Origin of the sequence: Streptomyces sp. NPDC008125, from assembly GCF_042957125.1 — a bacterium.
Classification (GTDB): Bacteria; Actinomycetota; Actinomycetes; order Streptomycetales; family Streptomycetaceae; genus Streptomyces.
Genome location: NZ_JBIBHR010000011.1, coordinates 216586 through 229205 on the forward strand (window position 1 = coordinate 216586; position 12620 = coordinate 229205).

A 12620-nucleotide genomic window follows, 5' to 3' on the forward strand; every position below is an offset into this window, starting at 1 on the left:
CCATGGGGGAGCCACGGAGTGGCGCCCTTCCTCTCCCCGAAGGCGCTCGGGGCGGGACCAGAAGTATGCGTACCTGCAGAAAACGACCCGAAAGGATCTCCAGGATGCCCAGTGGGTGGCGAGAGCTCTCCTTTGTTCGTATAGCGGACGATCCCAGGTGTCCTGGGCCCGATTCTCAGCATCCATGGCATAGGAACGGTAAAGAGACAATGGAGAGGAATTAGCGTGTGATTGAAATCACTGAGGCCTCGGTTCATTTGACGAGTTGTGAATCCGTGGCTGAACATTCGGCGAATCAATTAGCCTTCGGCGCCGTGTGTTTCCGCATGGATCGGCCGGTGGTCGGGATCGACTGTGGGGGGCCGCGGCCGTCGTGTGGGGATCGCTTTCATGGAGTGGCCGGGGGTATCTCCCCGGCACCGAGGAGCAGCGCCGTCGTCGGCGTCGGGCGCGCATCGGCGTGGTCGTCGTCGCGGCGACCGCCGTGACGATCGGCATGCTGCCGAGTTCGTACGCCGTACCGCCGCCCAGCAGCCGCTCGGGCGTCGACCTCGTCGACCTGCCCAAACCCGAACTCGCCCCAGGTGAGGACGGCGGCGGCCTCGCCGACATGACGACGGCCGATGTGCCGCCGGGCGAGGACTACGAGCCGAAGAAGATCACCGCTCCGGTGGGGACCGGCATCACGACGCCGGCCACCGGGACGGTGGACGCGCTGGCGCCGGGTGAGACGCAGCCGATCAGTACGCTGCCGATCGGGATCGGCGCCCCGGCCACGGCGACCGCCGAGGAGACGACGGCGCTGGAGGGCGACTGGCAGGTCGCGTTGGCCAGCCAGGCGGAGTCCTCGGCCGCCGACGTCGAGGGTCTGGTCTTCACCGTGACCCCGCCCGCGGCTGCCACGGGTGACGCGGTGGTGGCCCTGGACTACACCGAGTTCGCCGAGTTGTACGGCGCGAACTGGGCGGACCGGCTCCAGTTGGTCAAGTTCCCCGAGTGCTTCCTGACGACTCCGGACGTCGAGGGCTGTGCGGAGCCGACCGAGGTGGACACCACCAACGTCGTCGCACCGCAGGCCACCGACGTCGAGGGCGACGGTGTCCTCGACGGTGAGCGGCGCATCGAGGCGACCCTCGACGTCGCCGACCTGGCGGACACCGGTCCTGTGACGACGACGGCCGAGGCGACCTCGACCGGGACGATCTCGCAGGCCCTGTACGTCAAGCCGACCTCCGGTTCGGCCCCGCTGACCCGGATCGCGGCGCTGAGCGCCGCGTCCAACTCCGGTTCCTCGGTCTTCATGGCGACCTCGGCGGGCGGCGGTGCGAAGGGCGACTTCTCCGCCACTCCGCTGGCCAGCGCCGGTTCCTGGACGGCGGGCAGCAGCTCCGGCGGGTTCTCGTACACGTACAACCTTCAGGCGCCCAGCGTCCCCGGCGGCCCGGCCCCGAGCCTTGCCTTCGGGTACAACTCGCAGGGTGTGGACGGGCGTACCTCGGCCACCAACAACCAGGCCTCCTGGATCGGTGACGGCTGGGACTACAACCCCGGCTCCATCACCCGCACGTACAAGACGTGCCGGGACGACACCGAGGGCGGCAACAACACCAAGCGCAAGACCAGCGACCTCTGTGACGGCTCGGAGAACGCGACCCTGACCCTCGGCGGCACCACGACCGAGCTGGTCAAGGACGACGACGAGACCGGCAACGAGTGGGTCACCGCCAACGGTGACGGCTCGCGGGTGCGGCTGCTGAAGGACACCTCGCTGGGCAACGGCGACTCCCTCGGCGAGTACTGGGAGGTCACCACCCGCGACGGCACCGTCTACTACTTCGGCAAGCACAAGCTCCCCGGCTGGAGCGACAACGGCACCGCCGCCGACGACCCGGTCACCAACTCCGTCCTGACCGTCCCCGTCTCGGGCAACCAGCCCGGCGAGGACTGCTACGACGCCGACTTCGCCAAGTCCTTCTGCACCCGCGGCTGGCGCTGGAACCTCGACTACGTCGTCGACACCTCCGGCAGCGCCATGTCCCTGTGGTGGGAGAAGGAGAAGTCCCTCTACGCCAAGAACATGAAGTTCAAGACCCCGGTCTCCTACGACCGGGGCGGCTACCTCAAGCGCATCGACTACGGCCAGCGCGCCAGCACCCTCTACAGCGCCGCGCCGCTCGCCCGCGTCGACTTCTCGGTGGACGAGCGCTGCTTCGTCGAGGACGGCATCGCGTGCTCCGAGGCGAACTTCACCTCGGGCGACTTCGCGAAGAACCACATCTGGTACGACACCCCCGCCGACCTCCTCTGCGAGTCGGGCAAGGACTGCTACGTCCCGGTCCCGACCTTCTGGACCCGCAAGCGCCTGGCGCAGGTGACCACCTCCACCCAGCGCACCGAGGGCTCCACCGCTCTGTCGAAGGTCGACTCCTGGACGCTGGAGCAGTCGCTCCCCGCCGAGCGCACCGACGAGGGCACGGCCCTCTGGCTCGACTCGATCACCCGCGCCGGCTACGGCACCGACGGCGAGTCCCAGGCCCTGCGTCCGGTCACCTTCGTCGCCAACACCCAGCCCATGCCGAACCGGGTACGGCGAGGTGAGAAGGACCCGAACCCGACGTTCGACCGGCTGCGCGTCGAGCGGATCATCAGCGAGTACGGCGGCGAGACCTTCGTCGACTACCGCGAGCCCACCGGCGCCTGCAAGAGCGGCTCCGGGTTCCCGGCGGTCGAGTCCAACACCGGGCTCTGCTACCCGGCGTACTGGCACCCGGACCCGGACAAGGTCGACGAGTCGATCGAGTGGTTCAACAAGTACGTCGTCGACAACGTCCAGGAACTCCCGGGCGTCAAGGGCGTCGAGCCCGTCACCACCTCGTACGTCTACGGCGACAACGGTGACGCCAAGGGCGCCTGGGCCCTGAACCAGGCCGAGTTCTCCAAGAAGAAGACCCGCACCTACGACCAGTGGCGCGGCTTCAGCCGGGTCCGCACGGTCAGCGGCGCGGACTCCTCGGACGCCTACGAGGGCAGCGCGAAGTCCATGTCGGACGTGCGCTACTTCCGCGGCATGAACGGGGACCCGCTCCCCGGCGGGGGCAAGCGCTCGGTCGTCGTCAACGACAACGACGGCGCCAAGATCGCCGACGACGTCGAAGCTCTCCAGGGCCGGGTCGCCGAGGAGCTCGACTACACCGCGTACAACGGCACCCTGGTCTCCCGGTCGGTGGACTACCCGAAGGTCGTGGAGCTGGCGAGCCGGGCCCGTGACGGCGGCATCCCCGCGCTCAAGGCATACCGGGTGCTGGACGACCACACCATCACCACCACCCGTTCTTCGGGCACGTACGACGTCAACGAGACGCGCCAGTGGCGGTCCTTGCGGACCAACACCACGTACGACGACACCTACGGTCTCCCGCTCACCGTGGAATCCCTGGGTGACACCGGCAAGACCGGCGACGAGTCGTGCTCGGTCCTCAGTTACGTCCACAACACGTCCAAGAACCTGATCGGCCTGGACAAGGAGACGCTCACGACGGCCGGCACCTGCGCCGCCGCCGCGACCGCTCCGGTCTCCGCCCGTATCGCCGGTTCCCGGGTCGCCTACGACGACCTGGCCTTCGGTGCCACCCCCACCACGGGTTCGGCCACCACTACCTGGTCGCTGAACGGGACGGGTGACGCCTGGCAGCAGGCGGCGAAGCTCACGTACGACTCGCTCGGCCGTGTCCTGACGACCACCAACGCGAAGAGTGAGACCGAGAAGACCACCTACACGCCGACCACCGGCCAGGTCTACTCGATCACCGAGGAGAACGCGAAGAGCCAGACCTCCACCAGCTACCTGGAGCCGGGCCGTGGCACCACGCTGAAGGAGGTCGACGCCAACGGGCGCACGACCCTCTACCAGTACGACGCCCTGGGCCGCACCACCGCCGGATGGGGCACCTCGCAGGCCGCCACCGAGGCTCCGTCGGTGAAGTTCACCTACAACACCGCCCCCGGTGAGCCGGTCAACGTCATCAGCTCCACGCTGAAGGACGACGGCACCGACTACGACGACTCCGTCGTCTTCTACGACGGGCTCGGCCGTGAGCGCCAGCGCCAGGACCCGGCGGTCGGTGACGGACGCCTGATCACCGACACCATCTACAGCGCCAACGGCACCATCGCCCGCACCAACAACGGCTACTACGCCGATGGCCTGCCGCAGTCGGTGATGTACGAGGTCGACTCCGACTTCAAGATCCCGAACGCGACCCTCTACAAGTACGACGGTCAGGGCCGCATCCTGTCGGAGACGCCGTACATGGCGGGCGCCACCGTGCCCACCAAGGCCACCCGGTACGAGTACAACTACGATTCCTCCACGGTCATCCCGCCCACCGGCGGCGCTGCCCAGCGCAGCTGGAGCGACGCACAGGGACGGACGGTCCGGGTCGACACCTTCACGGACGCGGCACGTTCCGCCTACCGGTCGACCACGTACTCCTTCGACGCGCGCGGCGACCAGACCAAGGCCGAGGACTCGTCCAAGAACGTCTGGTCCTGGACGTACGACGCGCTCGGCCGGCAGCTGACCTCCTCCGACCCGGACACCGGGACCACCAGCACCACGTACGACGTGCTGGGCCGGCCCGAGACGGTCACGGACAGCCGACAGAACACGGTCTGGACGAAGTACGACGAGCTCGGCCGACCCTCCGAGCAGCGCAAGGACTCGTCCACGGGCGAGCTGCTGACCTCGGCCACCTACGACACCGTCATCGGCGGTATCGGCCAGCAGGCGACCAATACCCGCTATACGGACGGGCTGCCTTACACCAGCACGGTCACCGGCTATACCGCGGAGTATCAGCCCACCGGCACCAAGCTGACGCTGCCGGCGACGATCGCGGCGCAGTACGGCTTGCAGGAGACGTACGCCTATACGTACGAGTACAGCAAGTCCGGTCAGCTGAAGACGGCTTCGCTGCCGGCGGCGGGCGGTCTCTCCCCGGAGAAGATCGTCACCCGGTACAACGAGGACGGTCTGCCGGTCTCCACGTCGGGGATCGACTGGTACAACGCGGACACCGACTACAGCGTCTACGGTCAGGTTCTGCGCGCGGTCACGGGTGAGAACCCGAACCGGGTGTGGACGACCAACCTGTACGACGAGCGCACCGGTGAGCTGACGAAGGCGTACACCGACCGCGAGTCCACCAGCGACACGTCCACCGTCCTGGGTAACCGGGTCAACGTCCGTTCCTACGGGTACGACGCGGCGGGCAACGTCACCAGGATCGAGGACGCGGTCGACTCCAAGACCGACCGCCAGTGCTTCACCTACGACGTCCTCGGCCAGCTCACCGAGGCGTGGACGGCCTCCGACACCGCGTGCGCGGTGACCCCCACGGGGACGCCGAGCGCGCCGACCATCGGCACGGACGGCGACGGGTACAGCAAGTCCTACACGTACGACGCGATGGGCAACCGCAAGACCGAGGTCGACCACTACCTCGGTGTCCCTGGCACCACCACCACGGCGCCGGACGCGACGAAGGACGCCTCCACCTCGTACACCTACGGAAAGGCGGACGGCACCCAGCCGCACACCCTGACCGGGCTGTCCTCCACCTATCTGACGGACGCCGGCGCCAAGGTCACCGAGGCATCGACCCGTACGTACGACAAGGCGGGCAACACCGAGACCCGGACCGACGGCGGCGACGAGCAGGGCCTGACCTGGACCTGGGACGGCCAGCTGGAGTCGGTCACCGGCTTCGGCGAAAGCGGCTCGGGGCCTTGGGCCGGACTGTCGGGCAAGTGCATCGACCTGTCGTCCAGCTCCACGGTCGCGGGCACCGCGATCCAGCTCTACGGGTGCAACGGCACCCGCGCCCAGAACCTGAGGATCGAGGGCGCCACGCCCACCGACTCTTCCAAGGGTGCGCTGAAGGTCATGGGCCAGTGCGTGGTCCCGAAGGACGGCGCCACCGCCGACGGCACGGCCGCCGTGATCGCCAAGTGCACGGGGGCCGCAGCCCAGCAGTGGACGGTGGTCGAGTCCGGTCACAAGCTCAAGCACGTCGCGTCCGGCAAGTGCCTGGTCGTGCCCGGTGCCAACTCGGCCGCGGGTACCGACCTGACGCTCGGCACCTGTGACGCGAGCGGGGCCGCCCAGTCGTGGGCCCCGGCCGACGAGACGAAGTACGTCTACGGCCCGTCCGGTGAGCGCCTGATGGCGATCACCGCGAGCACCCGGACCCTCTACCTCGGCGAAGCCACCATCTCGGTCAACGTGGACGGGACGCCGAACTACGCGGAGCGCTACTACCAGCAGGCCGGCGGTCCGCTGGTGATGCGGTTCAAGCAGGGCGGCGGGGCCGACCAGCTGTCGATGCAGGTGACCGACCAGAACGGCACCGCTTACATCAACGTCAAGCTCGCCGCCGGCAACGCGGTGAAGTTCGACAAGACCGACCCGTTCGGGGTGGTCCGCAAGGAGAACGCCAACTGGCTCTCCCACCGGGGTTACATCGGCGGCGACGACGACGACGTCAGCGGACTCGTGCATCTCGGTGCGCGCGAGTACGACCCCGAGACCGGCCGATTCATCTCCGCCGACCCGGTGCTCGACCTGTCGGATCCGGTCCAGATGAACGGGTATGTCTACTGCGAGAACAACCCGGTCACCTTCGCCGACCCGAGCGGCATGATGATGGACTCCGTGGGCGGCGGTGGCGGTGGCGGTACGGCCGAGACCGCCGAGGAAGCCTGGGCCAACCAGCAGCTGAACACCTCGATGTCGCAGATCATCATGAATGTCGGCTGGGCGGTGTTCAAGGAGTTCATCGGCTGGAACGACGTCGTCAGCTGCTTCTCCCGCGGCGACATGTGGGCCTGCGGTTCGCTGATCATCGACGCCATCCCGTGGACGTCGGTCTTCAGCAAGGGCAAAAAGATCTGGCGCGCGGTCGAGAAGACCTTCAGCGCCATCAGCGCCTGGCGCAAGGCCCAGGAGAAGGCCCGCAAGATCATCGCAGCTGCCAAGGCGGCGCGTGAGGCGGCCAAGAGGGCGGCGGCAGCCGCCAAGCTGGCAGCCAAGAAGGCCGCGCAAGCAGCCAAGAAGAGAGCGCAGGAAGCAGCTACCAGAGCCGCCAAGAAGGCGGCGGAGAAGACCGGGAACGCGGCCCAGAAGACCAGGAAGGCCGCGGCAAAGGCCAACGAGAAGGTCAAGAGCGCCGCACAGAAGGTCACCAGGAAACCGAAGAAGGAGGGCGGCAAGGAAGGCGCCGGCGATGCGCCCAGTACGGGAAGCTGCCCGAAGGATGCGAAGCCGAACAGCTTCGTGCCCGGCACCTTGGTGGTGATGGCCGACGGATCGACGAAGCCGATCGAGGACGTCAGGAACGGCGACGAAGTCCTCGCCACCGATCCCGAGACCGGTGAGACGACCTCCGAGATCGTCACTGCCGAGATCACCGGTGAAGGCTTCAAGCACCTGGTCGAGGTCACCATCGACACCGACGGCGACCAGGGTGACGAGACCGCCTCGGTCACCGCGACGGACAACCACCCCTTCTGGGTGGAGGCTGTGGGGAAGTGGCTCGACGCCACCGACCTGAAGCCCGGCGAATGGCTCCGCACCAGTGCCGGCACCTACGTCCAGATCACCGCGATCGACCGCTGGACGGCACCGGATGCCACCGTCCACAACCTGACCGTCAACGATCTGCACACCTACTACGTGGTAGCGGGCGGGACTTCGGTCCTCGTCCACAACTGTGGTGGGACGGCGACGGTCAACTGGGACGACGACATGGGGCACGCGACCATCACGGTGCAGCCGGACGGTGGCCGCGCGTTGGAGACCGAGCAGGTGATCGATGCTCCGCACGACACGGAGGACTTCACCGGCTTCCCCACGTCCGGTCAGGTCGTCACCGAGCCGCTGGGGCCGAACACGCGGCACCTGACGTTCCGGGTCCCGGACATCCGGGCGGCGATGAAAGCCCAGCGCGGGACGCTCGGCGCCGACCTGGGGGCGTACAGCGGTGGTAGCAACAGCTGTGTCACGTACTGTGTTGCCATTCTCCGGGCCGGTGGGGTCGAGCTGCCCGCAGGCAGGGCCGGAGCCGCGAGACTGGCACGTATGGCAAGAGAAGCGGGGAACTGATGCCGGACGGGGACGAGCACTGGAACGCCGTGCTGGCCGACATGCTGGTGAGCATGAAACTCGGCACGGGCCATGTGAAGCTGGTCGGTGACCTCATCTCGGTCACCGCTCAACTGGACATGGCGGCTCGCCCCCGTCGGCACCCGTTCGCGCTGGACAGCCTCATCGAGTACGACGAGAAGATCGGCCCGCTGGAGGACGAGTACAGGGCGGCCTGGCAGGCGGTGCGGGCCGAACCCGACCGTGAGCGGCGGGCACCAGGGCTCCAAAGGCTCCTGGTCGCGCTGGAGGCAGCTGTTCAGGGCACTGTCGACTTCGCCAGGAAACAGGGCGTCGAGGTGCGGGTCCATCGGTTCGGCGACGCCGAGTCATAGATCCCACCCGGTCGGTCGCGAACAGAAGCGCGACGGTCGGCCCCACCGACTCACAACCACACACACCACGGAGAGGCCCCGCAGACGCACGACGCGCCTGCGGGGCCTCTCCGTGGTCAGCTGCTAGTGCACCGGCACGACCGGCGGCTGCTCGCCCTCTTCGGCGAGGCGCTCCAGACCGCTCTTGGTCTTCAGCGGCTTCTCCTTGATGAAGAGGACCGCGACCAGCGCCAGCAGCGCGAAGGGCGCACCGGCGAGGAAGACGGAGCCCGTCGCCACGCCGTACGCGTTCTCCACGATCGCGCGGGCCGACTGCGGCAGGGTCGCGAGGTCCGGGATGGCCCCGTCGCCGCCGCCGGAGGCGGAGCTGCCGAAGCCCTTCTCCAGCTCCGAGGCGACCCGGTGGCTGAGCACCGCGCCGAGCGCGCTGGTGCCCACCGCGCCGCCGAGGCTGCGGAAGAAGGAGAGGGTGGAGGTCGCCGCACCGAGCTCGGCGGCGGGCACGTCGTTCTGGGCGGCGAGGACCAGGTTCTGCATCAGCATGCCGACGCCGATGCCGAGGACGGCCATGCAGGGCGCGATGACCGCGAAGGACGTGCCGGCGCCGATGGTGGAGAGCAGGCACATGCCGGCCGTCATGATGACGCCGCCCGCGACCAGGAACGCCTTCCACTTGCCGCGCCGGCTGATGAGCTGCCCGGCGACGGTCGTGGAGACCATCAGGCCGAGGATCATCGGCAGGCTCATCAGACCGGCGATCGTCGGGGACTTGCCCAGCGAGATCTGGAAGTACTGCGAGAGGAAGACGGTGCCGCCGAACATGGCCACACCGACGAGGAAGCTCGCCACGGTGGTCAGGGACACGGTCCGGTTGCGGAAGATGCTCAGCGGGATCATCGGCTCCTGGACCTTCGACTCGACCAGGACGGCGAGCGCGATCAGGACGGCACCGCCGAGGACGAGCGCGGCCGACGGGCCGGAGACCCAGTCGAACTTCGAGCCGCCGAGGGTCACCCAGAGCAGGAGGGCGCTGACGCCGGCCATGATGAGGAAGGCGCCGAGGTAGTCGATCTTCGCCTCGCGCCGGACGACGGGCAGCTTCAGCGTCTTCTGCAGCAGGAAGATGGCGAGCAGCGCGAACGGTACGCCGATGAAGAAGCACCAGCGCCAGCCGAGCCACGAGGTGTCGACGAGTACGCCGCCGATCAGCGGTCCCGCGACGGTGCCGACCGCGAAGACGGCGCCGAAGATGCCGGAGAACTTGCCGAGTTCACGCGGCGGGATGATCGACGCCATCACGACCTGGGCGAGTGCGGTGAGACCACCGGCGCCGATGCCCTGGAGCACCCGGCTGATGATGAGCACGGTGACGCTGTGGGAGAAGCCGGCGACCAGCGAGCCCACGACGAACATCGAGAGGGAGAGCTGGAGCAGCACCTTCTTGTCGTACAGGTCGGAGAGCTTGCCCCAGACCGGCACGGTCGCGGTCATCGCCAGCAGCTCGGCGGTGACCACCCAGGTGTACGCGGACTGGCTGCCGTGCAGGTCGGTGATGATGCGCGGAAGCGCGTTGGCGACGACCGTCGAGGCGAGGATGGCCACGAACATTCCGGCCATGAGGCCGGACATGGCCTGGATTATCTGGCGATGATTCATGGATGAGGACTCCCGGGCTTCGGGCGTCACGGCAGCGGACATCGGCTGGCGTACCTCTTGTTTCTGATGGTGCGGCCGTCTCCGGGGGAGCGGCGGGTCGGAAGAACGGGTCGGCCCGGGGGCGGACCGCCGGGGGTGCGTGACGGCTCGGCGGGAACCGTCGGACACGGCCTACCTCTGGTCGCCGAGTCCGGACGCGAGTTCGTCGAACGCCTCGTCGTAGAGGGTCAGGAAGGAGCGGGAGCGGCCGGTGGCGGTCCAGATCTCCACGGCGGCCCGGACGGTGGCGATGGTGGCGTGCACCAGCAGCCGGGGGCGCAGGTCGGACCTGGCGTCCTGGCCGAGGCGTTCGGCCACCGCCGCGATCAGCGCCTCCTCGTCGGCGCCGCGCGCCGCGAGGAAGCGGGGGAAGAGCGCCGGGGTGCGGTCCAGCACGGTGCACTGGAGCTCCCAGCGCTCCGGCGCCTCCTCGATGTGGGCCAGTTCCTCCCCGAGGACCCGGCGGAGCACGGCGAGCGGGCCGAGGGCGGCCGGTGCGGAGAGCACCGCGTCCCGGGTCCGTACGGCGCTGTCCGGGTCCGGGACGAGGATCGCGTCGTCGAGGTGGGCGAAGTAGTTGAAGAAGGTCCGCACCGAGACCCCCACCGCCGCGGTGACCGCCTCCACCGTCACCTGGTCCAGGCCGTGCTCGGCCGCCATGCGCAGGGCCGTGTCGGCCAGCGCCTCGCGGGTCGCGCGCTTCTTGCGCTCGCGCAGTCCGGGCGGCGGCGGGGGAGAGGAGGTCACGAAGGTGCATGCTATGCAAAAGTGCACGGTCTGCAAAGTTCATTCTTTTCGAGGTGATCCTCTGCTCCGGCCGATGAGTTCCCGGCGCGTGGACCGTCTACCTCTTCGAAAGCGCACGGAAGCGGAGCCAGGATGGCCGGGGCATCGGACAGGCTCCGAGGCGCTGGACGGACCGCCGCCGAATCACGGCGGCGTCGCGACGGAGGAGTGGGACCACCATGGAAAAGATGATCTTCGTGAACCTTCCGGTGAAGGACCTGGACGTCAGCAAGGCCTTCTTCGAGAAGCTCGGCTACCACTGCAACCCCGGCTTCACCGACGAGCACGCCGCCTGCGTCGTCATCAGCGACGCGATCTACGCCATGCTGCTCACCGAGCCGCGCTTCAAGGACTTCACCACCAAGGAGATCGCCGACGCGGAGAAGTCGACCGAGGTCATCCTCTGTCTGAGCGCGGAGAGCCGCGCCGAGGTGGACGAGACCGTCGACACGGCGCTGGCCGCCGGAGGCTTCCCGGCGGGCGGGACCCAGGACTACGGCACGATGTACGGCCGTTCCTTCCAGGACCCCGACCACCACGTCTGGGAGGTCATGTGGATGGACCCGGCCGCCGTCGCCGAACGCTCCTGACGCCCCGGGGCCTCAGAGCCCCGGGTACGTCACCCCGGTGAGCTGCTGGGAGGCCGACCAGAGCCGTTCGCCCGCCACGTCGTCGCGGGTGCGCCGCGCCCGCCAGGACGGGGCCGGCGCGCCGCGCACCCCCAGCCGCCCCGGTCCGGTGAACGAGTCGGGACGGACCCCCGGCGCCGTCGCCGCGTACAGCACGGGCAGCGCCCCGGCGGTGGCGGTCTGGGCGAACAGCAGGTTGCCGAGTCCCATCACCCTTTCCTTGAGCGGGCGTTGCTCCAGACGGGGCGCCGCCTTCGTCAGGTTGGTGGAGGCGTAACCGGGGTGGGCTGCCGCTGCCACGATCGGCGAACCGGACCGCGCCAGCCGCCGCGCGAACTCGTGGACGAAGAGCAGGTTGGCGGACTTGGACGCGCCGTAGGCGATCCAGCGCCGGTAGTGATGCTCGCCGTTGAGGTCGCCCATGTCGATGTCGGCCAGCGCGTGCAGCCCGCTCGACACCGTGACCACCCGGGCCTTCCCGGCGGCGCGCAGGGCCGGCAGCAGCAGCCCGGTCAGGGCGTAGTGCCCGAGGTGGTTGACCCCGAACTGGGTCTCGAAGCCGTCGGCGGTTCGCCCGTACGGCAACGCCATCACGCCCGCGTTGTTGACGAGCAGGTCGATCCGGTCCGGGGCGTGGGAGGCCGCGAACTCCCGTACGGAGGCGAGGTCCGCCAGGTCAAGCGGGACGAACGCCACGTCCGCCCCGGGCACCGCCCGCCGGATGCGGTCCGCCGCACCCTCCCCGCGCTCCCGGTCACGGCAGGCGAGCAGCACCCGGGCGCCGCGCCGGGCCAACTCCCGTGCCGTGACGAGGCCGAGGCCGCTGTTGGCCCCGGTGACCACCGCCGTGCGGCCGCTCTGGTCGGGGATGTCGTGCGTGTTCCAGCCCTGGATCATGGGCCCCAGGGTACGGCCGGTGGCCCGGGCCGACACAAACGAGGCGCCCACGGGTGGGGTCCGGCGGATCAAGGACGG

General features: G+C 68.9%; 6 protein-coding genes. 3 read left to right on the top strand and 3 right to left on the bottom strand.

What is annotated here, in order from left to right; all coding sequences use genetic code 11:
* Positions 1-373: 373 nt before the first annotated feature.
* Positions 374-8161: a polymorphic toxin-type HINT domain-containing protein gene (locus ACFZAX_RS20455; RefSeq protein ID WP_390963224.1), complete on the top strand. Its 7788-nt coding sequence runs from the start codon at positions 374-376 to the stop codon at positions 8159-8161.
* The gene (locus ACFZAX_RS20460) at positions 8161-8535 is read left to right on the top strand and encodes a hypothetical protein (protein WP_390963225.1); all 375 of its coding nucleotides are present in this window, start codon (positions 8161-8163) and stop codon (positions 8533-8535) included. The genes ACFZAX_RS20455 and ACFZAX_RS20460 overlap by 1 nt, the downstream gene beginning before the upstream one ends.
* A 123-nt stretch (positions 8536-8658) precedes the next feature.
* On the opposite strand, the gene ACFZAX_RS20465 is transcribed toward ACFZAX_RS20460, so the two are convergent.
* Both ACFZAX_RS20465 and ACFZAX_RS20470 read right to left on the bottom strand, forming a co-directional pair.
* Positions 8659-10233 carry a DHA2 family efflux MFS transporter permease subunit gene (locus ACFZAX_RS20465; protein ID WP_390963226.1) on the bottom strand — a complete coding sequence of 525 codons (1575 nt, stop codon included), beginning with the start codon at positions 10231-10233 and terminating at the stop codon, positions 8659-8661.
* Positions 10234-10362: 129 nt separating this feature from the next.
* Entirely contained in the window at positions 10363-10977 is a 615-nt protein-coding gene (locus ACFZAX_RS20470) for a TetR family transcriptional regulator (protein WP_390963227.1), read from the bottom strand.
* Between the two features lie 218 nt (positions 10978-11195).
* On the opposite strand from ACFZAX_RS20470, the gene ACFZAX_RS20475 reads away from it, so the two are divergent.
* Positions 11196-11606 (top strand): VOC family protein, encoded by a 411-nt coding sequence (locus tag ACFZAX_RS20475; protein ID WP_390963228.1) that lies wholly within the window; start codon positions 11196-11198, stop codon positions 11604-11606.
* Positions 11607-11618: 12 nt separating this feature from the next.
* On the opposite strand, the gene ACFZAX_RS20480 is transcribed toward ACFZAX_RS20475, so the two are convergent.
* Entirely contained in the window at positions 11619-12542 is a 924-nt protein-coding gene (locus ACFZAX_RS20480) for an oxidoreductase (protein ID WP_390963229.1), read from the bottom strand.
* Between the last annotated feature and the right edge of the window lie 78 nt (positions 12543-12620).